The following is a 22,168-nucleotide window of genomic DNA, read 5'->3' on the forward strand; positions in this document are numbered from 1 at the left end:
GCCGTCGATTCCTCGAGTCGATCCCGCTGTGACTGCGGATGGAAGAATCTGGCGTATGCCGGAAAGAGCCCTTCTTGCGGGGGTAAGGCGCGGCTACGACACGGCAGCGCCGCCCGGATTGCTGGTAGCCAAAGGAAAACTTATCCTCGAATAGCCGCGCTAGTCAAACGACAGATGAGTGAGGACAGACCGTCTCGAAAGTTAGGGAATCGAAACGACGAGTGGTGGCCGGACACACTGAACCTGGACATCCTCGACGACAACGCCGCCGACCTGAACCCGTACGGCGAGGACTTCGACTACGCCGAGGAGTTCGAAGACCTCGACCTCGAAGCGGTCAAGGCGGACATCGAGGAACTGATGACGAATTCCCAGGACTGGTGGCCGGCCGACTACGGCCACTACGGCCCGCTTTTCATCCGGATGGCCTGGCACAGCGCCGGGACCTACCGGACGACAGACGGTCGCGGGGGCGCGACGGGCGGCACCCAGCGGTTCGCGCCGCTGAACAGCTGGCCCGACAACGTGAATCTGGACAAGGCGCGCCGGCTGCTGGAGCCGATCAAGCAGAAGTACGGCCGCAAGCTCTCGTGGGCGGACCTGATCGTGCTCACCGGGAACGTCGCCCTCGAGTCGATGGGCTTCGAGACCGTCGGCTTCGCCGGCGGTCGCGAGGACGACTACAAGCCCGACGAGGCCGTCTACTGGGGCCCCGAGACCGAGTGGGAGGGCTCGGAGCGCTTCGACGACGAGGGCAACCTCGAGGAGCCGCTGGGCGCCACGGTGATGGGACTCATCTACGTCAACCCCGAGGGGCCGGACGGTGAACCGGACCCGCTCGGATCCGCGGACCGAATCCGAGAGGCGTTCGGTCGCATGGCGATGGACGAGGAGGAGACGGCCGCACTCATCGCCGGCGGGCACACGTTCGGGAAGGCTCACGGCGCCCGCGACACCGACGACATGGGCCCCGAGCCCGAGGCGGCCCCCATCGAGGACCAGAGCCTCGGCTGGACCGACTCCGGCAAGGGCCCCGATACTGTCACAAGCGGCATCGAGGGCGCCTGGAACAGCACGCCCACCATGTGGGATACCGCCTTCCTCGACACGCTGCTCGAAAACGAGTGGGAGCTGACGGAGAGCCCCGCCGGCGCCAATCAGTGGCAGCCGGTCGACGCCGAGGACAAGCAGACCGTCCCGGACGCCCACGACCCCTCGAAGAAGCACGCGCCGATGATGATGACGACAGACGTGGCGCTCAAGCGGGATCCGGAGTTCCGCGAGATCATCGAGAGCTTCCGCGAGGACCCCGCCAAGTTCCAGGACGCCTTCGCTCGCGCGTGGTACAAGCTGATCCACCGCGACATGGGCCCGCCCGAGCGTTTCCTCGGCCCGGAGGTCCCCGAGGAGACGTTCACCTGGCAGGACCCGGTCCCCGACGCCGACTATGAACTGGTCGGCGACGAGGAGGCCGAGCACCTCAAAGAGCAGATCCTCGACTCGGATCTCTCCCGGTCCCAGCTGGTCAAGACCGCCTGGGCGGCCGCGTCGACCTACCGCAAGAGCGACAACCGCGGCGGCGCTAACGGCGGCCGCATCCGCCTGGAGCCCCAGCGGAGCTGGGAAGTCAACGAGCCGGACGAACTGGAGGAGGTCCTCCAGACCTACGAGGGGATCCAGGAGGAGTTCAACGGCTCGCGCGACGACGACGTGCGCGTCTCGCTGGCCGACCTCGTCGTGCTGGGCGGCAACGCGGCCATCGAGCAGGCCGCGGCCGACGCCGGCCACGACGTGGAGGTCCCGTTCGAACCGGGCCGGACGGACGCTTCGCAGGAGCAGACCGACGTGGAGTCCTTCGAGGCGCTCAAGCCGAACGCGGACGGCTTCCGGAACTACATCGAGGGCGACATCGACCAGCCCCCCGAGGACCTGCTGGTCGACCGCGCCGACCTGCTTGACCTGTCGCCCGCGGAGATGACAGTGCTGGTCGGCGGCATGCGCGCGCTGGGCGCGAACTATCAGGACTCGGACCTGGGCGTCATGACCGACGAGCCGGGCACGCTGTCCAACGACTTCTTCGTGAACCTGCTCGACATGGGCTACGAGTGGGTGGAAGTCGACGAGGACGAACACCGCTACGAGGTCCGCGACCGCGAGACGGGCGAGGTCGAGTGGGAGGCCTCCCGCATCGACCTCCTCTTCGGGTCGAACTCCCGGCTCCGAGCTATCGCGGACGTCTACGGGAGCGAGGAAGAGAAGTTCGTCGAGGACTTCGTCGAGACGTGGCACAAGGTCATGACTCACGACCGCTTCGACCTCGAGTGATCACCGCGCCGAACTGAACGACGGCCGCCCTCACTTTTTCGGCTGAGGGACGCTACCCGAAAACCCACGTTGCGTTCCGGCAACCCCACCGCTTAGTGGCTGGGAGCCCGAGCGGTGTATGCTATGGCTGACGACGTACACAACGAGAGCGACACGTTCGACATCGGCGGCGAGGTGACCGTCCATCGGCTGGGCTTCGGCGCGATGCGGCTCACCGGCGAAGACATCATCGGCCGGCCCGACGACGAGGAGACGGCCCGAAGCGTCGTCCAGCGAGCGGTCGAACTCGGCGTGGACCTCATCGACACGGCAGACTCCTACGGCCCCGGCGCCAGCGAGCGGATCCTCCGCGAGGCGCTGGCCGAGGTCGACGCCGACCCGGTCGTCGCCACGAAGGCGGGACTGCTCCGCCACCGCGACGGCGAGTGGCTGCCCCACGGCGACCCCGACTACCTCCACAATCAGGTGATGGTCAGCACGGACCGCCTCGGCGTCGACTCCATCGACCTCTACCAGTACCACCGGCCGGACCCCGACACGGACTTCGAGGACTCCGTCCACGCCTTCGCCGAGATGAAAGACGAGGGTCAGGTCGACCACGTCGGCCTCTCGAACGTCACCGTCGAGCAGCTGGACACGGCACGGGACATCGTCGACATCGCTACCGTCCAGAACCAGTACAATATCGGGTATCGTGACGACGAGGACGTCCTGCAGGCCTGCGAGGAGTACGACGTCGGGTTCATCCCCTGGGGGCCGCTCTACACCGTCGACGACGAGGGCGTCGCGGGCGTCCTCGACGAGGTCGGCGAGGCCCACGACGCGAGCCGGCGGCAGGTCGCACTCGCGTGGCTGCTGGAGCACTCGGACGTGACGCTCCCCATCCCGGGCACGTCGAGCGTCGACCACCTCGAATCGAACGTCGCTGCCTCGCAGATCGAACTCACCGACGACGACCTGGCGAAGCTAGACGACATCGACCCGCAGTAATCGGTCACCTCCTTCTCCCGGAACCAGTCGGTATCGACGTAGCGAACCCGCCGCGAGCGACAGCGAGTGCCGTCGCTGGGCGGTGTGATACTGTGAAAATTCGGAGTCAGCGGAACGCTGACGCCGCAGTTAGAGAGTGCGACTTACTGTCGCGTGAGGTTCGACGCGCGCGGGCCCTTGTCGGCCTGCTCGATGTCGAACTCCACTTCCTGGCCCTCTTCGAGGTCCGGGCCGCCGACGTCTTCCATGTGGAAGAACACGTCGTCGTCGGCGTCCTCGGTCTCGATGAAGCCGTAGCCGCCCGTGTCGTTGAAGAAGTCGACTTTGCCGGAGGCCATTAGAGGCGCTCCAGGTTGGTCGCTCGCGGGCCCTTGTCGGCCTGCTCGATGTCGAACTCGACTTCCTGCCCCTCCTCGAGGTCAGGACCGCCGACGTCTTCCATGTGGAAGAACACGTCGTCGTCCGCATCGTCAGTCTCGATGAAACCGTAGCCACCAGTGTCGTTGAAGAAGTCGACCTTACCTTTCGCCATCGTTAGAGGCGCTCCAGGTTGGTCGCTCGCGGGCCCTTGTCGGCCTGCTCGATGTCAAACTCCACTTCCTGTCCCTCTTCGAGGTCCGGACCGCCCACGTCCTCCATGTGGAAGAAAACGTCGTCGTCAGCGTCCTCAGTCTCGATGAAACCGTAACCGCCCGTGTCGTTGAAGAAATCAACCTTACCGGATGCCATTGCTTCTAAACACAACAGCGGGGGATGTATAAGAGTTCCGAGAGAAGGGTTACCACGACCCGTCGGGTCGCTGTACGATGTGGCGGAGCGGATCACCGGATCTGGCGACGGACGGTCGCGGGCAGGGGATTTTTGTCTACCGACCCGAAATTTTCGGGCATGAGCGAGACAGGGCCGCCGCTGTACGTCGGCGTGGACTGGTCGGAGGGGGCGTGGTTCGCGGTGGCGTTCGACCGCGAGGGGTTCGACCACGCCGCCGCGTTCGCGGAGATCGGTGACCTCTGGGTCCGCTACGAGGAGGTCGCCGAGCGCGTCCTCGTCGACCTGCCGATCGGGCTGATCGAAGAGGGCGAGACGGGGCGCCAGTGTGATGCGCTCGCCCGGGAGGTCCTCGGGCCGATGGCCGACGCCGTCGTCACGCCCCCGGTCCGCGAAGCGACGCGGAAACGCCGCTACCCCGCCGCCCAGCGGGTCAACGAGCGCAAGGCCGGGCGCGGGATCTCCGAGCGGGCGTTCGCGATGAGCGACGGTATCGCCGCCGTCGACGAGCTCCTCCAGAACGTCCCCGAGGCCAGCGCGGCGTTCGCGGAGTCCCATCCCGAGGTCTGTTACCGGGCGTTCGCGGGCGAGCCGCTGGAACACTCCGGCGCGTACGCGGCGGGGTACGCCGAGCGGATGCGGACGCTCGCGCAGTACGACCGCGACGCACCGCCGGCGGTCCAGGCGGCCGCCGCCGCGACCGAGGGCTACGAGATCGCCGTGGTCGACGTGCTCGACGCGGTCGCGCTCGCGTACACGGCCATGCCCGGTAGCGCCGACCTGCGGACGCTCCCGGCCGACCCGCCGACCGACGCGAAGGGGTTGCCGATGGGGATCACCTACCGCGCAGCGGATCCGCTCGTCGCCGAATAGCGGCCGGTCCGCGGTTCTCCATCGAAAATTTCGGATTCCGCGCTTGCATGGCGAGGGTATTTCCGGGTGCCCCCCCAAGACCGATCATGGGTTACACCTGGCAATACTACGACCTCGTCCTGCTCGGCGTGTTCGTCAGCGTGGCGGCCGGGTACGGTGTCGGCGCGTTCACCGACGTCTCCCCGACGACCTCGATCCTCGGGTTCGGGCTGGTCGCCGTGGCACTCATCGGCCACGGCCTGTTCGTCAACGGACCGGTCGACGGCCCCGGCGACCTGGCCGAAGAAGTCGACTCGCTCAACTGAAGTCCCGACCGACTATCGGTCAGTTCCCGTTACCCTTTCCATTGTTCCCGTTGCCGTTGCCCTTTCCACCGTTACCCTTCCCACCGTTGCCCTTTCCACCGTTGCCCTTCCCACCATTCCCGTTTCCATTCGCGTGATCCGGCGGGCCGTTGCCGTTCCCCGACTCGCCCTCGTTCTTCTCGTCGTCATCTTCGTCGTTCCCGCCTCCCTCGTTCCCGCCGTCTGTGGGATCGAACGCGTCGATAGCGTCGGTCAGTGAGAACGAGGAGTCGCCGTCGCTCTCCCCTTTCCCACCGCTGCTCTCTATCTTCCCTTCGAGTTTCGCGAGGGCGTTCTCGGGGTCGATGTCGGTCGCGTCGGTGGGGAAGTGGATCGTACACGTGCCCTCGTCCGTGTGGCCATCGTGGTGGCTCGGAGCGGCGCCGTCGCCGTCGTCGACGGCCTCCGGAGCGCCGAACCGGATCGAGTCCACGTCGAGTTCCGAAGGGTCCGGGCAGTCGATCTCGACCGGGACGACGCCTTCGTTCTCGACGTTGATCTTCGCGTCGGGAGGGGACACCGAGAGGTCGAGGTCCGGATCCGCAGGCTCGCCGTCGGCCGACGCCGCTTCGACCGCGACCGTGAGCGGCGCGTCGAGGTCCAGCGTCGACCGGGTGACGCCGCCCTCGCCGTCGGCGGAGAGGAGGTGCCACTCGTCGATCTCCCCCTCGTAGTGTTCGCCGTAGAGCTCCGCCTGCTCGTTGAACGCGGGGTTGATCCCGATGGAGGTTCCCGCGTCGAGATGGCCCAGGACCCCGCCGTCGCCTCTGGTGGCGCCCCACGTCCAGTCGATCTCGTGGTTGGACCCGTCGGTGTCCCAGTTGTCGTAGTTGGTCTCCGGTCTCTCGCCGGACTCGAACAGGTAGAGGTCGTCCTTGACGAGCCACTGTGCGTCCGCCGGCACGCCGGAGACCGTCCACGTGGCCGATCCGCCGTCGTCACCGTCGGCGTCGTGGACAGTGACGAGGCTCAGGCCGTCGGGACCGTCGTAGAAAAAGAGCAGCGAGGTCGACGGTCGCTGGAGGTCCTGCGTACCGACGGACATGTAGTACGGTCCCTGCCCGGGGTCCCTCGCGCCGTTTTCGCCGACGTACTTCTGGGGGATGCGCAGGTCGTAGAACGACTCGACCGGTCCGCCCCCGGAGAGCGGCGTGACCTCGTAGCGGTCGTCGCCCTGCTCGACGACGTACTTCCGCTCGGCGTCGCTCTCTCCGTCCTGGTCGCCCTGTCCATCGGCCGCGACGGCCGCACCGGTAGCCGCCGTCCCGGCGGCGCCGAACGCAGCGAGCGCTTGCAACAGCGTCCGTCTGGCCACTGGGCCGCGGGTCTCGCTCGGTGGATCGTTCGTCATACCCGATGCCGAAGTGTGACGCTGATTGTTATGACGGGCAAACTGGACGAGTGCTGAAGCCCCTGTCTCGACGACGACGATCTCAGCCAGACTGCGCTGGAGTAAGACCGGAGTACTCGCCGACAGCCTCGGCGCTCTCGGGCGATAGCAGCCGCCTCTGAACCCGATTTCCGCCGCTCGTCGCAACCAGAGAGCAAGAATTGATTAATGGGGTGACAGCGTACTGATGGCATGGACCACGAGATCGGTCACAGGCCCTCGTACGCACAGCTGACGCTCGAACTCGACGCCGGCGAGACGATCCGCTCCGAAGCGGGCGCGATGGTGAGCAAGTCGCCGGGGATCGACGTCGAGACGAGCGCCGAGGGCGGGCTCCTCAAGTCGCTCTCGCGGTCGCTGTTCGGCGGCGAGTCCTTTTTCATGAACACGTTCACCGCCTCGGAGCCGGGACGGATCCAGCTCGCGCCGGCGCTGTCCGGTGACGTCCGGTATCACCCGCTCGAGGACGAGACGGTCTACGTGCAGTCGTCGTCGTTCCTCGCCTCCGACCCGTCGATCGACGTCGACACCGAGTTCGGCGGGACGAAGACGTTCTTCGGGGGCGAGGGGCTGTTCCTCCTGCGGATGGAGGGGACGGGACCGCTGTTCCTGTCGAGCTACGGGGCCATCGACGAGCACGAACTCGACGGCACGGAGTCGTACATCGTCGACACGGGCCACATCGTCGCCTTCGAGGAGTCGCTGTCGTTCGACGTGCGGAAGGTCGGCGGCCTGAAGTCGACGCTGTTCAGCGGCGAGGGACTGGTCTGCGAGTTCGAGGGCGAGGGCACCGTCTGGACGCAGACGCGGAGCCCGGACGCGTTCCTCGCGTGGCTCATCCCGAAGATCCCCCAGCGGAACACGACCCAGACGACGACCTGACGGAACCCTGTTCGATTCCACCCAATTGTTATGGTATGTCCGGTCGGACTGACAGGTATGAGCGAGCCAGTCGAACTCGATTCGCCGACGCTGTCGACGCAGGTGGTACTCGCGGGCGTCGTCGAACTGTCGATCCGCGACGAGACGCCGGCCCACGCCGGCGAAGTCCGCGGGACGTGTAACGAAGCGGTGGACGCCGTCGAAGCCGACGTCCTCGGCACCGTCTCCGAGGCGGAGGTAGCGCGGACGCTCAACGAACTCGACGCCGCGGGGCTCATCGACGGGGAACGAGACGATACCACTGCGACCGGGAAGGGGCGACCTCGCTATCGGCTCGACGCCGATCGCGACGCGGTCTGCGACGTCCTGGCGGCCGACGACCGCATCGCGCCCCTCGCCGACCGACTCGGCTCATTCGACGCCTGACCTGCCGGAGTCGCCCGCCTGCTACCGGATCGGCCGCGGAGACTTATCTGGGGTCCGAACCGCCCTTGTAGTCCGCTTCGAGCACGCGGCGACCGTCGGGCGTTTCGACGACGACGGTCCCGCCGCGGGTCGACCAGACCGTGTCCTCGGCGCCCCAGTAGTACTCACCCGGTTCGTCCCGACCGTCCCCGCTGTGAACGCGGACGGTCTCGCCGGGGTCCACCGTCGCGCCCGACGGGAACTCGAAGGCTCGCCCCTCGCCGTTGCGGAGTCGCCAGCCAGAGAGGTCCAGTCGCTCCTCGCCGGCGTTCTCGAAGGAGACGTGTTCGTCCTGGGAGTCGCCGAGCCCGGGCCGGTGTTCGTGGACGCCGTCGAGGATCAGCTGTGCCGACTCCGGCGTCGGCGCTCGTGTCTCGTCGGCGGTCGTCGTCCGCGGCGCGGCGTCCGTGTCTCCCACACCCCCGCCGGACTCGTCGGTGACGGGCTCCGCTTCGCCGGTGTCCGACTGGGAGAGGTGTCCGGTGTCTTCGTCGCGGGTCAGGCGCGTCTCGTCGGCCTTCGGCCCGCCCTCGCCGCGGTCGGGGGCGTCCGGATCCGTGATCTCGTGGTTTGACTCGACGCCGTCGGCGTCCGGACGGTACCGGAACACCAGATCCTCGCTGTCGAAGACGCCGAAGAACCGGCTCCACGTCATCCCGTCCGCCGGAGCGGGTTCGAGCGCGATGTCGGGCTGGCTGGCGCCCCTGTCGACGGGGACGGCGTCGCGCTCCATCGCCCACTCCTGGATCTCCTCGTGGTCGCGCGTCCGTTGCCACGCGCCCGGGTCGCTGTTCTGGCTCACGTCGGAGGATCGGGCGTTCGAGTCGTATCCCTTCGGCCTGCCTTCGCAACGGATGCCGTCCCCTCGACTGCGGTCGATCCGGCCACCGCACTCGGCGGTGGCGGCCCCGTTTATGGGCGTCGCGCCCCACGGTTCAGGTACAGAATGGCCTCCCGCCGGACCGTCAGACTCCTTCTCGCGACGCTGCTGGTCGTCTCGATCGCTGGCCTCGCCTACGGCGCGGCGACGGCGCCGACGACGGCCAGCGCCGACTCCGTGCCGCGACCGGAACCGCGCGACGGCCACACCGTCGTCACCGAGTCGGCCAAGTTCGGGACGATCATCGCCTGGCGGCCGAACGGCAGCCTCCTCCACTACGACGACGAACACACGAAGTACTTCGACGTCGACCCGGTGGAAAACGAGTCGCTGACCGTCGAGTACGCCGCGACCGATACGATCCACGAAAGCGGCCCCACCTGCGAATCCCCGCCCTGTACCCGGAACGTGATCGAGCGAGTGAACCTCTCGACGGGCGAGACGCGGGAGATCTACGCGCGCTACGACGACAGCGAACTCGCCGCCGAGTGGCACGACCACGTGCGCGTCGACGACGAGCGGATCCTGATCGCCGACATCGTCGCCGACCAGGTCTTCGTGGTGAACACGACGACCGAACTCGTCGAGTGGCGCTGGGACGCCCAGAGTGACTTCCCCGTCGAAGGCGGGGGGCGGTATCCCGAAGACTGGGCGCACATCAACGACGTGTCGCTGCTCGACGACGGTCGCGTGATGGTCAGCCTCCGCAATCAGGACCAGGTGGTGTTCCTCGACCGCGAGACGGGACTACTCGAGAACTGGACGCTCGGGAGCGACGGCGATCACGACACCATCTACGAACAGCACAACCCCGACTACATCCCGCCAGAGCGCGGTGGCCCGGCCGTCCTCGTCGCGGACTCCGAAAACGGCCGGATCGTCGAGTACCAGCGGGCCGATCCTGACACCGGCGAGCCGACGACCGCCACAGACGGCGCGTGGAACCGGACCTGGCAGTGGCAGGACGCCCGGATCCAGTGGCCCCGCGACGCCGACCGCCTGCCGAACGGTCACACGCTGATCGCCGACACCCACGGCAAGCGCGTCGTCGAGGTCGACGAGCAGGGTGAGACAGTCTGGTCGGTGCCCGTCTCCCATCCCTACGAGGTCGAGCGGCTGGAGACAGGCGACGAGAGCACCGGTGGCGGGAGCGCGGCGAGCCTCGGTCTCGAATCCAGGGACGAAGCACGTTCTACGGAGCGCGGATTCGACCCGTTCGACCCGCTGAGCGACCTCGTCTCGTTCGTCGTCCCGTCGCGAGTCGTCAACGGCGTCATCTTCCTCTCGCCGGTGTGGATGGGTCAACCGGAATTCGCGGCGGCGCTACTGGGCCTCGGCGCGGCGCTCGCGTGGGTCGCCGTCGAAGTACGGTGGCGGCTCCCCGAGTTCGGGATCCGCTGGCCCGTGTTCAGAAGGGAGTAACGGCGACGGCGGCTCAGCGACCGTAGCTCTGCTCGCTGCCGACGTGCTGTGGGTCGTGGTCGTGGCGCGCCTCGCCCCCGTACAGCAGGCCCTCCTCCGACCAGGACCCGGAGTGCTGGTTGGATTCGGGGACGACGTCGTCGATGTCCTGCGGCTGTCCCTGCTGGCCCTGTTGCGCCCCGGTTTGTCGGTGGTCGTGCTGGCTCTGCTGTTGTCGCGTCGCGCCCTGGCTGCGACCCTGCTGGGTCCGCATCTGCTGTGACTGGGGACCGGTCTGCTGGGTGTGCATCCCGGTCTGCTGGGACTGCCTGCCGGTCTGCTGGCCCTGTCGGCTACCGGACTGGCGATACTGCTGGTTGCTCGGGTGGTGCTGGGGACTGCTCGCGTACTGGGCGCTACCGGTCTGCTGGGTCCGCTGCTGGCTGCCCGTCTGCTGATGTCCCTGGCTCATCTGCTGGTGGCGCTGTCCACTCGGCTGCTGGTGACCGCCGGTCTGCTGGTGACCGCCGGTCTGCTGTTGCTGGTTGCTCGGGTGGTGCTGGTGACTGCTCGCCTGCTGTCGCTGCTGGCCGGGCTGGTGCTGTGCCTGCTGCTGGCGCTGTCCCTGCTGCTGGTGCTGTCCCCCGCCCGTCGACTGATGCTGTCCGCTCGGCTGGTTCGGCTGGTGCTGGGGTCGCACGGAGTTTCGACGGTGATGCTGGAACTCGTCCTGCCGGGGCATCTGGCCGGACTGGGCACCTCCCTGCGGATGCTGGGTCTGCTGGGCGATGTCGTGCTGCTGGCCCTGAGCGCCCTGTCCGCTCCAGTGGGCCGACTGCTGCTGGTGCTGTTCGCCGGCCCCCATCTGCTGGCGGTTCTCACGGCGCTGGTGCTGTCGCATCCCGTGTTGGCCTGTCTGCTGATGCTGTCCCTGCTGGCGCTGGCCGTGCTGGGGCTGCTGCCCCGGCTGGCCCTGCTGCTGGTGGCCCTGTTGGGGATGCTGCTGTCCCTGTCGCTGCTGGCGGTCGTGGGTCTGTCGGCCGTGCTGATCGGATCCGGTGTGGTCGTGATGCATGACGAATCTCGGGTACGTGACCCGTGTGCGCAGGTGGAACTCGCGCCCGCAAATAGGCCGGACTCCGTTTTCGAGAGCGCGACGTGTGCCCCGGGAGCTAGCGCTTCCTTACCGGCATGAGGGGCGATCTAGCCAGTCACGCCGGTCCACGTCCCCGGAGTAATTGAGAGGTACCCACAGAAAGAGCGGATCTGTCGAGTCCGGAACCGGCTATCCCATGACTCGGCGGCGTTCTGAGAACGTCGCGTTGCCGCCCTCCCAGCGGACGGTGCTGTTGATGGCGATCCGACCGTCGTTGCTCGCGATCGCGAGCGCTTCGCCGAACGAGAGGCGGATCCGGGCGGTGCGGTTGGTCGACTCGTTCGCGGAGACGTTCCCGAAGCGGTGGGTCCGACTCCAGACGTCCCGGTCGCCCGCGTTGATCTTCGTGTCCGCGGTGACGGTCTCCAGCGTCTCGTTGCCGGTGTTCGTCAGGTTCGCCGTCACGAGCCGACACCGACTGCCACATCTCGTCACGTTCTCGATCGACAGCGACACCGGTTCGCTGGCGTTCCGCTGGGCGGTCGTGTTGTTCGCCTGCGTCGCCTCGTCCTGCTGGATGGCAATCGCATCGGACTGTGGCGCCTCGCCTGCGGGGTGGCCGGCGGCGACACCGACCATGCAGACGGACATCACCACGATGGCGGCGAGGAGAATCGGTCGGGCGGTCGACGACGGAGCGGTGCCCGGCGAAGACGCCGAATCTGAGCGGTTCACGGGCGCGATTGGAACTACAGGAGAATGTGTGACCTGCCGGCATGTCCGTGCAACTCGCTTCGACGGGCGGCGGTCGGGATCCACCCGTGACCGGGGGAGGCGAGCGGTCTCGACGGGACAGCGACGCCGCCGTTCCGGCTACTGCAAGTAGCCCAGCTGTTCGAGGCGGGCCTTCCGGTCCTCGCCGATGGTCACGGATTCGCGGTCGCCCGCGGCGTCGACGGTCTCCAGCCAGTCGTCGAGCGCGTCGGCGAGTTCGGTGACTACCTCGGACCGCGCGTCCCCGACGTCTTCGGTCTCACCGGGGTCGGACGCGACGTCGTAACACCGCTCGGAGCCGTCCGATCCCCGGATCAGCTTGTGCTCGTCGGTGCGGATCGCCCGCAGGGAGCGGTCGTAGCGCCGGACGTGTTCGGGTACTTCCTCGATGTGACGTTCGAGGGCCTCCATCGACGGCTGGGGGGCCATGTACTCGCTGACGACGAACTCCCGGGGCTGGGCGTCGGAATCGGGGTGGAAGGAGCTGCCGTGGAACCGCCCGCGGGCCTCCGGCGCGTCGATGCCGGCGGCGTCGAGGAGCGTCGGCGGGAGGTCCATCAGGCTCACGAGGTCGTCGAGGTCGCTCCGGCCGGTGAAGGCGCCGCCGGTGACGACCAGCGGGACGTGGACCAGCGTGTCGTAGAGGCAGTACTGGTGGTCCATCAGCCCGTGTTCGCCGATATTCTCGCCGTGGTCCGCGGTGACGACGAGGATCGTGTCTTCCCACTCATCCGCAGCCACGAGCGCCTCCTTGAGCGCGGCCAGCTGTTCGTCGAAGTAGGTTATCTCGCCGCGGTAGAGGTCGTGCAGGAGCCGCAGGTCCCGATCGGAGAGATCGAGTGTACCGGCGAGGTACTCCCAGGGCTCCTGGGGGACCTCCATCGCTTCCTCGTAGGTGGCGTCGTCGGGCAGGTGCCGCTCGGTGGTCTGCCGCGGGGGTTCGTAGTCGAGGTGAGGTTCGAGGTAGTTGACGAGCAGGAAGAACGGATCCTCGCGCGAGCGGTCGGTGAGCCAGTCGGCGATCCACGAGGTCGACCGCTGGGCGCCGTCGTCGGCGCGGTCGCGGACGAACCGCCGGTACAGGGCGTTGGCCGTGTTGACCAGCGGGTTACCGGCGAACAGCTTCCGGGCGACGAGGCGGGTGCGGCTCTCCTCGGTCACGTCGACGAGTTCGCTCAGCGCGTTCTCGGACTGGACGAGCTGCCACATCTGGCGGAATTCGTCGAAGCCGCGGTCGAAGCCGGACTCGGCGCTCAGCCAGGTGTTGTTCGAGACGCAGACGGTGTCGTATCCGGCGTCGCGGAACAGTTCGGACAGCATCGGGTGGCGGTCGTCGAGACGTTCGTGGTCTGCGTGGGCGCCGTGCGCTGACGGCGGGAGGCCTGTCAGCAGCGAGGCGTGCGAGGGAAGCGTCCACGGTGCGGCGGAGAAAGCCTGTGTAGCGCGCGTCCCCGTCGATGCGAGTTCCGTCAACGTCGGCGCGACCTGCGGATCGTACGCGTCGTCGACACGCGTCGTGTCGGCGACCACGACGACGACGTTCGGCTGTGCAGCCATTGTCGCCCGGACTTGGACGCCGACACCGATAGCAATTGAGTGCTTACTCCCCACCGTTGCAGCCTGCTGCGGGCCGCTGAGCGGATCGCTCAGTAACGTCGACTTACCCGTGTTCCTGCGGCGTCTCGCCCGAACCGCCGAACCCTGCCCTGCTGTCTCGCTGTGCCGTCTCTACACTACACGTCACTCGTTCCCGCAGCGGTGCCGCGAACGAACTCACGGATCGGCCAGTAGCCGACCGTGTGCGTGTCGATATCGACCACCCGGAGACGGTCCGACGCCTCGATCACGGGTCGGACCCGTCGATTCAGGTGGCAGTTCCCACCGATCCGCCGCCAGAGCGGTGTGAGCGCGTCCTGTGTGCGGCCGACGAGCCCGTCCGAGCGAACGTGATCCAGAAAGCGGAACTCGCCGCTCGGTCGGAGAACGCGACCGATCTCCGCGAGCATCGCTTCCATCTCGGGGACCGAACAGAACACGCCGCACTCGACCACGTAGTCGAAAGCATCGTCGGCGTACGGCAGGCGCTCCCCGCGGCCGCTGACCAGTGACACGTCGAGCCCGTTCTCGGCGAACGTCTCGCGGGCGCGCGTTCGCATTCCCGGGTCCGGCTCGATGCCGTGGAGAGCCGCGCTCGAGCCGAACGCCTCCGCGTAGTACGGCGCCATCGAACCCGTTCCGACCCCTATCTCCAGCACTCGACCGTCGAGACCGGCCGCGAGGTACGCCCGGTGTTCGGGCGCCTGGAACCGCTCGAAGTACGACTGGACCGGGTCGTAGAGCGCGGCAACGGCGGGGTGGAACCGGATGTCGTCGCCAGCCATCCCTCTCGTCCCGACGTGGTCGGGGCCCCACAAGTGCGTTCGGGTCCCCGATACCCGGGCGTTCGCCGAACGGAGCTGCCCGGCGTGTGCGATGGCGTGTCGATACGGCGAGCTTACGCCCGCTCTCGGAGCGATCTGGCGGTGCTCTGGACGGTAGGTGCGTGGTAACTACGGGTTCGGGGCGTCTCTGTTCGATATGGCACTCGTCGACTCGATAATCGTGTTCGTGGTGAGCCTGCTCGTCGGGGCGCTCGGGATCTACGTCGGCGCCCGGGTGATCACCGACTACGAGGACTACACGTACGCGATCGTGACGGCGTTGATCGGGGCGATCATCTGGGGCGTCGTCGGGTTCCTGTTCGGCTGGATCCCCCTGCTCGGTCCACTGCTGGTCCTGATCGCGTACGTGGCCGTCATCCAGTTCCGCTATCCCGGCGGCTGGGGAGAGGCGATCCTCATCGCGCTCATTGCGTGGATCGCTTCGCTCGCCGTCCTCTACGTCCTCGCAGTGCTGGGGATCAGCGCGTTCGAGGCAGTCGGCGTCCCCGGCGCGTGAGCACGTCGGGGATCGGCTTCCCCGGAAGTTAGTTCGCGTCACAGGAGCCGATAATCGCCGGCGAGACGGCTTCGACCCGCGGCCTAAGTGACTGGGACTCTTACCCGAGTTCGTATGTCTCGACCGGGGAGCGAACGTGGGGGAGTAGACGTCACTGGTCCGACCGACGCCGACGAGGTACTGTTCGTCCACGGGACGATCTTCAACCGGACGATGTGGGCGCCACAGCGCGAGGCGCTGGCGGAGGAGTTCCGCGTCATCGCGCCCGATCTGCCGGGCCACGGCTCTCGTGCAGACGAACCGTTTCGGATGGAGGAGGCGCTGCGGACGCTCGACCGCATCGTCGACTCACAGACCGACGGGAGCGTCCACCTCGTCGGCCTCTCGCTCGGCGGCTACGTCGCGACGGCGTTCGCCCGCTGGCGCCCCGACAAGGTCGACCGGCTCGTCCTCTCGGGCAGCAGCGCGAACCCCGTCGGACTGCTGGGGACGCTCAGCCGCGTCGTCGGCAAGGCGACGAAACTGGTCTCCAGGGTCGACCTCGCCGAGCGAGCCACCGACTGGCTGGCCGAGCGCTACGTTCGGAGCAGGGACCTGCGGCCGGAACTCGAAGCCGAGATCGTCGAGGCGGGGTTCGACCTCCGGCCGTTCGGAGAGGCGGGCGAGGAAATCGCCGACCGGGACTTCCGCGCGGCGCTCGCATCGTTCCCGGGGCCGTCGCTCGTCCTCAACGGGCAGTTCGACCTCGTCATGCGACTGGGGGAACGCGACCACGCCGAGGCGGCGCAGGCCGGGTCCCTGTCGGTCGTCGACGGCGCCGGCCACGCCTGCAACCTCGACGAACCCGACGAGTACACCGCAGCCATCGATCGGTTCGTCGGCCGGACCGTCGACGCGAGCGCCGCCGACTGAGACGTGACGTGACTCCAGGCGCTCGATTCTCACCGATAGACAGCGCTGTCCCGGTTCGGAAGTCAGCCTTTAGCGTCGGTCAGACGCCCATTAACTTTCATCCCCGTCTCACTGGCGGCGATTCAGCCCCGAGTATCGGATACATAACTATTGTCATCTGTTACGCCGCTGGCTCACATGCAGGTAACCTATCTCAGTTCGGCCGCCATCCTGGTCGAGACGGAGGACGCATCGCTGCTCTGTGACCCGTGGCTCGTCGACGGCGCCTTCTACGGCTCGTGGTCGCACTACCCGCCGCTCGAATGCGAGCCCGAGGACTTCAACGACGTCGACGCGATCTACATCTCCCACATCCACCCGGACCACTTCGACCCGGCGACGCTCCGCCGGATGGACTCGGACATCCCGGTCCTGATCCACGACTACCGCTGGGACTACCTGAAAGACGAGATCGAAGAACTGGGCTTCGAGGTCACCGAACTCAAGCACAACGAGCGCAAGCACCTGGCCGGCGACCTCCACATCAACATCCTCGCCGCCGACGCCTGCGACCCGGAACTGTGCGGCAACTACTTCGGATGCTCGTGGGTCGACGACAGCCCCGAGCTCAGCTCGACCCAGGTCGACTCGCTGGCCGCCATCGACGACGGGGAACACACGATGGTGAACATGAACGACTGCCCGTACCCGATGGTCGAGCGGAGCATGCGGCAGATCAAAGAGCAGTACGGCGACATCGACCTGGTCTGTCACCAGTACAGCGCCGCGCAGTTCTACCCGCAGTGCATGGAAGACTACACCCGCGAGGAGAAGCTGGAGGCCAGAGACGACGTCATCCGCGAGAAGCACGAACTCGCCACGGAGTTCATCGACCTGTTCGAGCCGGACTACTACATGCCGTTCGCCGGCGAGTACGTCCTCTCCGGGAGTCTCGGCCACCTCAACGAGTTCACGGCGAACCCCCCGCGGATCGAGGCGCTGGAGTGGTTCGAGGAGCACATCGACCCCTCCGAGCACAAGTGCGTGTTCCTCAACTCCGGGGAGTACCTCGACATCGCGGACGGCGAGGTCTCGAAGCCCTACGAGCCGATCGACCAGGAGAAAAAGTGGGAGTACATCGACGAGGTGCTGGCCGAGCGGAGCTTCGATTACGAGGACGAACCGATGCCCGAGCCGCAGGACCTGCGCGACCGCATCCCCGAGGCCTTCGAGAGCTTCGAGGACAACCGCGAGAAAGTCGGCTTCGAGACGGAGACGACCGCGTTGATCAGCCTGACCGGCGACGAATACGTCGAGCTATCCTTCGAGGGCGAGGGCTACGACTTCGTCACCTCACCGGACCTCGACCAGTACGACGGATACGTGAAGTTCGAGGTCGACCCGCGGCTGCTCGACTGGCTACTGCAGGGCTCCGAGAAGGCCCACTGGGCCGACGCCAAGATCGGCTCCCATCTGGGGATCAGCAAGCAGCCGGACATCTACGAGCGCCAGCTCTACAACTGTCTCGGGTCGTTCCACGCCTGAATCGGGGCCCCTCTCAGTGGCGGTCTGGCGCCATCAAGCAGCACCGACTGCGATCAGAACATCTGCTGCGAGTTCCAGAGGGTCAGCGTCTGCTCGACCCTGTCAGGCCGTCGATAGCCGCCTCCTCCTCGTCGGCGGTGAACGTGAACGTGCCGTTACCGACGCTCAACGGCGCCAGCGGGTCGGGGTCTGTCAGCGTGACCGCGTGTCGTTCGACGAGCGCCCGCCGATCGATTCCGTCATCTCCCGGTGTTCGATCCGACCGCGTCATTACCGTCCTCGTCCCTCTTTCGTCCGTGTCCGGCTCCGACGCATTGTTACCGCGCTGCGACGCGTTCCCCGAAAGATGTATCGCAGGTTTGCGCGCCGGCGAAGTGGTTCAGCCAGTGATTCAGATCGTCGGAACCGAGCATCCCTCCCCCAGGCGGACCTAGCGTCAGCTGAATCTCGCTCGTCGTCTCTGAGAGCGGCGATGCCCGCGCTGGCTGGACGTATTGCGGGCGGTGCGGACAGTTGACTCGCGACCGGACCGTCTCTCTACTTCTCTGGTATCGAAAAGCGCTGCTTCCCGAGTTCGAACCGGGAACGGTCACGTGCTATCGGGAAGACGCGTTCCGCGCCGCATGGAGCCTTTTGGCGCCGAAGCAGCCCAGACAGGTGACGAAGGCGGTAGTGCCGAGCTTTCCGCCGGCCCCGGCGAACGCGGGGGCGACGGCGACGAACACGACGCCGCACAGCGCCCCGGCGAAGCCGACCGTCACCGTGTTTCCCAATCGCTCGTTCGACGACATCCCGACGAACGACGAGCAGAACGCGACAGTAGCCAACACGCCGCCGACGCCCGAGAAGGCGACCGGGAGGACGGCGCCGGCCAGGAGACCCACGAGTGCTGAGGAGACCACCGGTCCCAGACCGAAGCGCTCGCTCGCATCGGCGGTCGTGACTGCACCGACGGCCGCAACTGGGACTGCGAGCGCGGCGTCGGTCCCCGTGAGCACGGGGCCGACGGCGTAGTCAGCTCCCGTCGCGAGCCCCGTCGTCAGGCAGCCGAACAGGGCCAGCGTCCCGAGTTTCCCGCCGAATCCGGCGAACGTTTCGCGTGCGGCGACGAACGCGACGCCCGCGACGAATCCTGCGACGAGAACGAGTGGGACGGAGGGAAATACCGCGGGGGACGCCATTCCAACGAACGACCCGCAGTAGGCTGCGGCGTCTCCCTCTGAGAGTCCCAGGCCCGCCACGAGACCGACGAGCGCCGACGCGACTACCGGCCCGAGGCCGACGTGGACGCTCAGCCAGTAGGTGACGCCCGCCGCAACGACGGCGGAGAAGACGTCCGCGAGGTCGGTGTCGTCGACCGTCCACTTCACGACGCCGTCGAAGACGTGCCCCCGCTCTACCGCCACGGTCACCGCGCCGACGAACGCGAGGCCACCACCGAAACCGAATTCGGCGACGGAGGTGGAATTCGACGTCAGAAAGGCCCTGGAGAGCAACGCTGTCGGCGTCGCCACCAGCGCCACGTAGCCGAAGCTCCGAACGACTCTCTGCACGGCACACTCTCGACGAAAACCACCTGAAAGCGTTACGATACTCGACGCCGTGGTCGGGGGCGCGGTCACGCGAGTTCGCGCTAGAGCATCGGGCCACCGAGAGTAGGTGTTCGGAATGGGACCTGCCGAATTTGAGCCGTGACGGAAACGATCGCACCGCGGCGGCGCTCCGGTCCACTTCGAATTCGGTCAGGAATGATTTCACCGCTCACGGTCCGATCGCTACGCCCACACAGTTCGTAGGAAAATGCCGCCTCCCGGATTTGAACCGGGGACAGCTCGATCTTCAGTCGAGTGCTCTCCCAGTCTGAGCTAAGGCGGCGCGCCGTCGTGCGCATCTTCGACTGCGAGGAGGGGAGAAAAAAGGATTTCGAAAGTCGCCCCGACTGATCGGTTCGTTGACGACAGCTCCGGTTCGCCGGCTGGTGGGTCGGAACGGCTGCGATAACCCGGGCTTTCGGAGGCCTGACCCGTCGAAACGCTCGAAACAGTCGGGACCAACGGCCGAAACACATAACAAATCAGAATATATATTGTATCTGGTTTTATTTCGCCGATGGCGGCGGATCGACCGTCGACCTTCCGGCTGGTACGGTATCGGTAGCGTGATTTCCCGCTTCAAAAGCGATAATTGGCCCTGATTAACTCCCAAGTTACGTTTACGTCGTCAGATATACTCGTGGAAATTTGCTGTTTCTATTACTAAATAAATTATATGTGTGGGCCCTAGTGAAATAGAGCTGACTAACAAAGGACGTCCAGCCCCATCTATCGAACGCATGAGTCCGAATGTTACGAGACGGCGGTTGATACAGGGAGTCGGAGCACTCGGCGTCGCCGGCGTCGCCGGGAACGCGCTCGTCTCGGCGAACGACGGTTCGCGCGCCGTGCAGGAAGACGAGGCTGCGCTCCGCGTCGCGCACGCGTCGCCCGACACACCGAGTGTCGCCGTGGCCCTCGAATCCGTCGACGACGCCACCGGAACGGCGGACGATGGTGACGGAACCGGCACGGCCACCGAGGACGGCGACGAACCGCTCATCGAAGGGCTGCAGTTCAGCGACGTCAGCGACTACAGCGAACTCGACCCGGGAACCTATCAGCTCCAGATCACGGCGACGGAGAACACCGGGTTCCTCGAAGGCATCTTCAGCGAGGAAGAGGAACAGGTCATCTACGACGAGGAAGTCGAACTGGAAGGCGGGACGACCTACACCGCCGTGGCGTACGGGAAACTCGCCGAGGCCGGCCTCGGCGACACGTCCACCGAGACAGACACGCCCGGGATCGGCGAGGAGACCGAAACCGACGACGGTGCCGGCGTGACGACCGACGAGGCGGACACGCCGACGGACTCCGACGAGAGCGGCAACGACGACGGTGTGCTCGGCGGAGAAACCGAGACCGACGCCGGCGGTACGGACGGCGACCAGGTGGTAGTCGACTCACTCGAATACGGCGACGCCGAGACGTTCGAACTCGAGGCGGGCGAGTACACACTCGGGTTCCGCGAGACGTCCGCCAGCGGCGACTCTGTCGGCGAGGAGACCGAGACCGACGACGGCGTCGGCGCAGGAACCGAAACGGAGACGGACTCGGCCGGAATCGGTGACGAGACCGAAACCGACGCGACGGGGAGCGAACAGGAGTCACGCGCGTTCGAGGTCGCCGTGCTCGAAGACGACGTCTCCGCGCCGGGCGACGACTCCGGCGACACCGTCGACGCGGAGACGCCCGGTGAGACCGACACCGAGACTGCCGATGGCATGATCGGTCAGGGCAACGAGACCGGAACCGAGAGCCCGGTCGGTCAGGAGACCGAGACCGACGCCGGTTCGGACATGACCCGGATTCGCGTCTTCCACGCGGTTCTGGACGTCGACGCGCTGGAGATCACTGCGGTCGAAAGCGGTGACGGCGGTGGCCTCTTCGGCGGCGGTGGAGACGACGGGAACGAGACCGAAACCGCTACCGAAGCGGGCGGCGGCGTCGGCGGTGAGACGGAGACGGAAACGGACGGCGGCGTCGGTGCCGAAACCGAGACCCCGACGGCCGAAGAGACGGACGGCGAGAGCACGGTTCAGGAAGCGGGCATCTCGCCGGAAGGCGGTGCTGTCTACAGTGGATTCGCCATGGGGTACTTCTACCCCGAGATGGTCGACAGGGAAGGGACGCCCACGGACGACGGCGCCACTAGTGAAGAAACCGAGACCGCCGACGGCGGCGTCGGTGCGGGGACCGAGACGCCGACGGGCACAGCCGAGGGCGACAGTGTCGCCGAAGAGGACGCCGCCGAGGAGTTCCAGTTCGTGACCGTCGAAGACGCGATCGACGGCGAGCGATCCGACGGCGGGTCCGACGACGGCGGGATCCTGCCCGACCAATCGGCGCCGGAGGCGGCCTCGGACTGACCCCAGCGGCCGCGGTTCGACCCCTTCCACACCTCGGTTCCGGACTTCCGGGTTACGTTTTCGCCGCTCTTTTCGCCTCGACCGAACTGCCGGCCGGCGAATCCCGGTGAGCATCGAGCGACGCCTCCGGTGAGCTGCCGGAAGCGACGGGTGACTTACAAGAGGCCTGAGTCCGATTTGGACGTATGGAGCAGAACGAGCCGCTCGAAGATCGTGGTCGACTCGCTCGCGTTGGTCTCGCCGCCGTCCTGGCGGTCGTCGCGGTACGGTCGTTCCTGAAGCGCAAGCCGGCGCGAGGTGCGCTCGCGGGCCTCGGGGCGGCCGCGCTCGGATACACGGCGACGAGCGAGTCCACCGACGTGATAGAGGAGTTCGGTCCCGAGCCGATTGCGACCGACGAGGGCGAAGACGACCAGCTGCGCTGTGCCAGCTGTGGCGAACCCATCGTGGCAGGCCAGCGCCGCAAGCCCAACGAGGACGGCGAAACCGTCCACGAGTCCTGTCTGGAAGCGTCGGCCTGACTCACGCCTGTCGTACCGACCGGCGCTCTCCACTCAGGGGAGAAACAGGTCGGCGGCGTCGAACTCGCGGCCGCAGTCGTCGCAGACGTACGTCGTTCCGTCGGCTGTGCTGACGTGACCCC

Annotated in this window: 24 protein-coding genes and 1 tRNA gene; 13 read left to right on the forward strand and 12 right to left on the reverse strand. The window is 66.9% G+C overall.

Going from position 1 to position 22,168, the window contains the following annotated elements:
* Nucleotides 1–174 precede the first annotated feature (174 nt).
* Both katG and AB2U09_RS21605 read left to right on the forward strand, forming a co-directional pair.
* The gene (gene katG / locus AB2U09_RS21600; RefSeq protein WP_459194818.1) at nt 175–2,325 is read left to right on the forward strand and encodes a catalase/peroxidase HPI; all 2,151 of its coding nucleotides are present in this window, start codon (nt 175–177) and stop codon (nt 2,323–2,325) included.
* A 123-nt stretch (nt 2,326–2,448) separates the two neighbouring features.
* Nucleotides 2,449–3,315: an aldo/keto reductase gene (locus AB2U09_RS21605; protein ID WP_459194819.1), complete on the forward strand. Its 867-nt coding sequence runs from the start codon at nt 2,449–2,451 to the stop codon at nt 3,313–3,315.
* A gap of 143 nt (nt 3,316–3,458) precedes the next feature.
* Here AB2U09_RS21605 and AB2U09_RS21610 read toward each other — a convergent pair whose 3' ends face one another.
* The 3 genes from AB2U09_RS21610 to AB2U09_RS21620 are packed head-to-tail and all read right to left on the reverse strand — an operon-like array spanning nt 3,459 to nt 4,044.
* Complete coding sequence (locus tag AB2U09_RS21610) at nt 3,459–3,653, reverse strand: cold-shock protein (protein WP_415382979.1); 195 nt, start codon at nt 3,651–3,653, stop codon at nt 3,459–3,461.
* Complete coding sequence (locus AB2U09_RS21615; protein ID WP_415382978.1) at nt 3,653–3,847, reverse strand: cold-shock protein; 195 nt, start codon at nt 3,845–3,847, stop codon at nt 3,653–3,655. Before AB2U09_RS21615 ends, AB2U09_RS21610 begins: the two co-directional genes overlap by 1 nt.
* A 2-nt stretch (nt 3,848–3,849) precedes the next feature.
* Nucleotides 3,850–4,044, reverse strand: coding sequence for a cold-shock protein (locus AB2U09_RS21620; protein WP_006883278.1), 195 nt, complete (start codon nt 4,042–4,044; stop codon nt 3,850–3,852).
* Between the two features lie 159 nt (nt 4,045–4,203).
* On the opposite strand from AB2U09_RS21620, the gene AB2U09_RS21625 reads away from it, so the two are divergent.
* A complete protein-coding gene (locus AB2U09_RS21625) occupies nt 4,204–4,956 on the forward strand; it encodes a DUF429 domain-containing protein (RefSeq protein ID WP_459194820.1) in 753 nt (250 codons plus the stop codon).
* Between the two features lie 86 nt (nt 4,957–5,042).
* A complete protein-coding gene (locus AB2U09_RS21630; protein ID WP_459194821.1) occupies nt 5,043–5,261 on the forward strand; it encodes a DUF8015 family protein in 219 nt (72 codons plus the stop codon).
* Nucleotides 5,262–5,280: 19 nt separating this feature from the next.
* On the opposite strand, the gene AB2U09_RS21635 is transcribed toward AB2U09_RS21630, so the two are convergent.
* The gene (locus AB2U09_RS21635) at nt 5,281–6,651 is read right to left on the reverse strand and encodes a hypothetical protein (protein ID WP_459194822.1); all 1,371 of its coding nucleotides are present in this window, start codon (nt 6,649–6,651) and stop codon (nt 5,281–5,283) included.
* A 231-nt stretch (nt 6,652–6,882) separates the two neighbouring features.
* Here AB2U09_RS21635 and AB2U09_RS21640 point away from each other — a divergent pair, with 231 nt between their 5' ends.
* Together AB2U09_RS21640 and AB2U09_RS21645 are read left to right on the forward strand one after the other, a co-directional pair.
* Nucleotides 6,883–7,572 (forward strand): TIGR00266 family protein, encoded by a 690-nt coding sequence (locus AB2U09_RS21640; protein WP_459194823.1) that lies wholly within the window; start codon nt 6,883–6,885, stop codon nt 7,570–7,572.
* Nucleotides 7,573–7,629: 57 nt separating this feature from the next.
* A complete protein-coding gene (locus AB2U09_RS21645; RefSeq protein WP_459194824.1) occupies nt 7,630–7,998 on the forward strand; it encodes a Cdc6/Cdc18 family protein in 369 nt (122 codons plus the stop codon).
* Between the two features lie 43 nt (nt 7,999–8,041).
* Here the strand turns inward: AB2U09_RS21645 and AB2U09_RS21650 are convergent, their stop codons facing one another.
* Nucleotides 8,042–8,839, reverse strand: a complete 798-nt coding sequence (locus AB2U09_RS21650; protein ID WP_459194825.1) for a lamin tail domain-containing protein — start codon at nt 8,837–8,839, stop codon at nt 8,042–8,044.
* A 144-nt stretch (nt 8,840–8,983) separates the two neighbouring features.
* Between AB2U09_RS21650 and AB2U09_RS21655 the strand changes: the two genes are divergently transcribed.
* Nucleotides 8,984–10,339, forward strand: coding sequence for an arylsulfotransferase family protein (locus tag AB2U09_RS21655; RefSeq protein ID WP_459194826.1), 1,356 nt, complete (start codon nt 8,984–8,986; stop codon nt 10,337–10,339).
* Between the two features lie 13 nt (nt 10,340–10,352).
* On the opposite strand, the gene AB2U09_RS21660 is transcribed toward AB2U09_RS21655, so the two are convergent.
* A complete protein-coding gene (locus AB2U09_RS21660) occupies nt 10,353–10,790 on the reverse strand; it encodes a hypothetical protein (protein WP_459194827.1) in 438 nt (145 codons plus the stop codon).
* Here AB2U09_RS21660 and AB2U09_RS21665 point away from each other — a divergent pair.
* Entirely contained in the window at nt 10,776–11,513 is a 738-nt protein-coding gene (locus AB2U09_RS21665) for a hypothetical protein (RefSeq protein ID WP_459194828.1), read from the forward strand. The two genes, AB2U09_RS21660 and AB2U09_RS21665, sit on opposite strands and share 15 nt — an antisense overlap.
* Before the next feature lie 90 nt (nt 11,514–11,603).
* Here the strand turns inward: AB2U09_RS21665 and AB2U09_RS21670 are convergent, their stop codons facing one another.
* The 3 genes from AB2U09_RS21670 to AB2U09_RS21680 all read right to left on the reverse strand — a co-directional run bounded on the left by AB2U09_RS21670 (nt 11,604) and on the right by AB2U09_RS21680 (nt 14,569).
* Nucleotides 11,604–12,053 (reverse strand): hypothetical protein, encoded by a 450-nt coding sequence (locus tag AB2U09_RS21670; protein WP_459194829.1) that lies wholly within the window; start codon nt 12,051–12,053, stop codon nt 11,604–11,606.
* Nucleotides 12,054–12,287: 234 nt separating this feature from the next.
* Nucleotides 12,288–13,745: a sulfatase family protein gene (locus AB2U09_RS21675; protein WP_459194830.1), complete on the reverse strand. Its 1,458-nt coding sequence runs from the start codon at nt 13,743–13,745 to the stop codon at nt 12,288–12,290.
* A 176-nt stretch (nt 13,746–13,921) separates the two neighbouring features.
* On the reverse strand, nt 13,922–14,569 hold the full coding sequence (locus tag AB2U09_RS21680) for a class I SAM-dependent methyltransferase (protein ID WP_459194831.1): 648 nt from the start codon (nt 14,567–14,569) through the stop codon (nt 13,922–13,924).
* A gap of 196 nt (nt 14,570–14,765) precedes the next feature.
* On the opposite strand from AB2U09_RS21680, the gene AB2U09_RS21685 reads away from it, so the two are divergent.
* The 3 genes from AB2U09_RS21685 to AB2U09_RS21695 all read left to right on the forward strand — a co-directional run bounded on the left by AB2U09_RS21685 (nt 14,766) and on the right by AB2U09_RS21695 (nt 17,561).
* Nucleotides 14,766–15,125: a hypothetical protein gene (locus AB2U09_RS21685; RefSeq protein ID WP_459194832.1), complete on the forward strand. Its 360-nt coding sequence runs from the start codon at nt 14,766–14,768 to the stop codon at nt 15,123–15,125.
* A 114-nt stretch (nt 15,126–15,239) separates the two neighbouring features.
* A complete protein-coding gene (locus tag AB2U09_RS21690; RefSeq protein ID WP_459194833.1) occupies nt 15,240–16,037 on the forward strand; it encodes an alpha/beta fold hydrolase in 798 nt (265 codons plus the stop codon).
* 177 nt (nt 16,038–16,214) lie between these two features.
* A complete protein-coding gene (locus AB2U09_RS21695; RefSeq protein WP_459194834.1) occupies nt 16,215–17,561 on the forward strand; it encodes an MBL fold metallo-hydrolase in 1,347 nt (448 codons plus the stop codon).
* Nucleotides 17,562–17,643: 82 nt separating this feature from the next.
* Here AB2U09_RS21695 and AB2U09_RS21700 read toward each other — a convergent pair whose 3' ends face one another.
* The 3 genes from AB2U09_RS21700 to AB2U09_RS21710 all read right to left on the reverse strand — a co-directional run bounded on the left by AB2U09_RS21700 (nt 17,644) and on the right by AB2U09_RS21710 (nt 19,436).
* Nucleotides 17,644–17,832 carry a hypothetical protein gene (locus AB2U09_RS21700; RefSeq protein ID WP_459194835.1) on the reverse strand — a complete coding sequence of 63 codons (189 nt, stop codon included), beginning with the start codon at nt 17,830–17,832 and terminating at the stop codon, nt 17,644–17,646.
* A gap of 325 nt (nt 17,833–18,157) precedes the next feature.
* Nucleotides 18,158–19,114, reverse strand: a complete 957-nt coding sequence (locus AB2U09_RS21705) for a hypothetical protein (RefSeq protein WP_459194836.1) — start codon at nt 19,112–19,114, stop codon at nt 18,158–18,160.
* 248 nt (nt 19,115–19,362) lie between these two features.
* Nucleotides 19,363–19,436: transfer RNA gene (locus AB2U09_RS21710), tRNA-Phe, on the reverse strand.
* A gap of 457 nt (nt 19,437–19,893) precedes the next feature.
* On the opposite strand from AB2U09_RS21710, the gene AB2U09_RS21715 reads away from it, so the two are divergent.
* Both AB2U09_RS21715 and AB2U09_RS21720 read left to right on the forward strand, forming a co-directional pair.
* Nucleotides 19,894–21,525: a DUF4397 domain-containing protein gene (locus AB2U09_RS21715; RefSeq protein ID WP_459194837.1), complete on the forward strand. Its 1,632-nt coding sequence runs from the start codon at nt 19,894–19,896 to the stop codon at nt 21,523–21,525.
* 185 nt (nt 21,526–21,710) lie between these two features.
* A complete protein-coding gene (locus tag AB2U09_RS21720) occupies nt 21,711–22,046 on the forward strand; it encodes a hypothetical protein (RefSeq protein ID WP_459194838.1) in 336 nt (111 codons plus the stop codon).
* Nucleotides 22,047–22,168 lie beyond the last annotated feature (122 nt).

The organism is Halosimplex yunnanense (genome assembly GCF_054504345.1).

Coding starts and splice junctions, on each gene's coding strand:
- AB2U09_RS21670 (WP_459194829.1), bottom strand. CDS start 12,053: ATGGTCGGTGTCGCCGCCGGCCACCCCGCAGGCGAGGCGCCACAGTCC.
- AB2U09_RS21660 (WP_459194827.1), bottom strand. CDS start 10,790: ATGAGCCAGGGACATCAGCAGACGGGCAGCCAGCAGCGGACCCAGCAG.
- AB2U09_RS21720 (WP_459194838.1), top strand. CDS start 21,711: ATGGAGCAGAACGAGCCGCTCGAAGATCGTGGTCGACTCGCTCGCGTT.
- AB2U09_RS21630 (WP_459194821.1), top strand. CDS start 5,043: ATGGGTTACACCTGGCAATACTACGACCTCGTCCTGCTCGGCGTGTTC.
- AB2U09_RS21640 (WP_459194823.1), top strand. CDS start 6,883: ATGGACCACGAGATCGGTCACAGGCCCTCGTACGCACAGCTGACGCTC.
- AB2U09_RS21605 (WP_459194819.1), top strand. CDS start 2,449: ATGGCTGACGACGTACACAACGAGAGCGACACGTTCGACATCGGCGGC.
- AB2U09_RS21715 (WP_459194837.1), top strand. CDS start 19,894: ATGAGTCCGAATGTTACGAGACGGCGGTTGATACAGGGAGTCGGAGCA.
- AB2U09_RS21700 (WP_459194835.1), bottom strand. CDS start 17,832: ATGACGCGGTCGGATCGAACACCGGGAGATGACGGAATCGATCGGCGG.
- AB2U09_RS21610 (WP_415382979.1), bottom strand. CDS start 3,653: ATGGCCTCCGGCAAAGTCGACTTCTTCAACGACACGGGCGGCTACGGC.
- katG (WP_459194818.1), top strand. CDS start 175: ATGAGTGAGGACAGACCGTCTCGAAAGTTAGGGAATCGAAACGACGAG.
- AB2U09_RS21635 (WP_459194822.1), bottom strand. CDS start 6,651: ATGACGAACGATCCACCGAGCGAGACCCGCGGCCCAGTGGCCAGACGG.
- AB2U09_RS21680 (WP_459194831.1), bottom strand. CDS start 14,569: ATGGCTGGCGACGACATCCGGTTCCACCCCGCCGTTGCCGCGCTCTAC.
- AB2U09_RS21615 (WP_415382978.1), bottom strand. CDS start 3,847: ATGGCGAAAGGTAAGGTCGACTTCTTCAACGACACTGGTGGCTACGGT.
- AB2U09_RS21695 (WP_459194834.1), top strand. CDS start 16,215: ATGCAGGTAACCTATCTCAGTTCGGCCGCCATCCTGGTCGAGACGGAG.
- AB2U09_RS21655 (WP_459194826.1), top strand. CDS start 8,984: ATGGCCTCCCGCCGGACCGTCAGACTCCTTCTCGCGACGCTGCTGGTC.
- AB2U09_RS21675 (WP_459194830.1), bottom strand. CDS start 13,745: ATGGCTGCACAGCCGAACGTCGTCGTCGTGGTCGCCGACACGACGCGT.
- AB2U09_RS21645 (WP_459194824.1), top strand. CDS start 7,630: ATGAGCGAGCCAGTCGAACTCGATTCGCCGACGCTGTCGACGCAGGTG.
- AB2U09_RS21620 (WP_006883278.1), bottom strand. CDS start 4,044: ATGGCATCCGGTAAGGTTGATTTCTTCAACGACACGGGCGGTTACGGT.
- AB2U09_RS21625 (WP_459194820.1), top strand. CDS start 4,204: ATGAGCGAGACAGGGCCGCCGCTGTACGTCGGCGTGGACTGGTCGGAG.
- AB2U09_RS21685 (WP_459194832.1), top strand. CDS start 14,766: ATGGCACTCGTCGACTCGATAATCGTGTTCGTGGTGAGCCTGCTCGTC.
- AB2U09_RS21665 (WP_459194828.1), top strand. CDS start 10,776: ATGTCCCTGGCTCATCTGCTGGTGGCGCTGTCCACTCGGCTGCTGGTG.
- AB2U09_RS21690 (WP_459194833.1), top strand. CDS start 15,240: ATGTCTCGACCGGGGAGCGAACGTGGGGGAGTAGACGTCACTGGTCCG.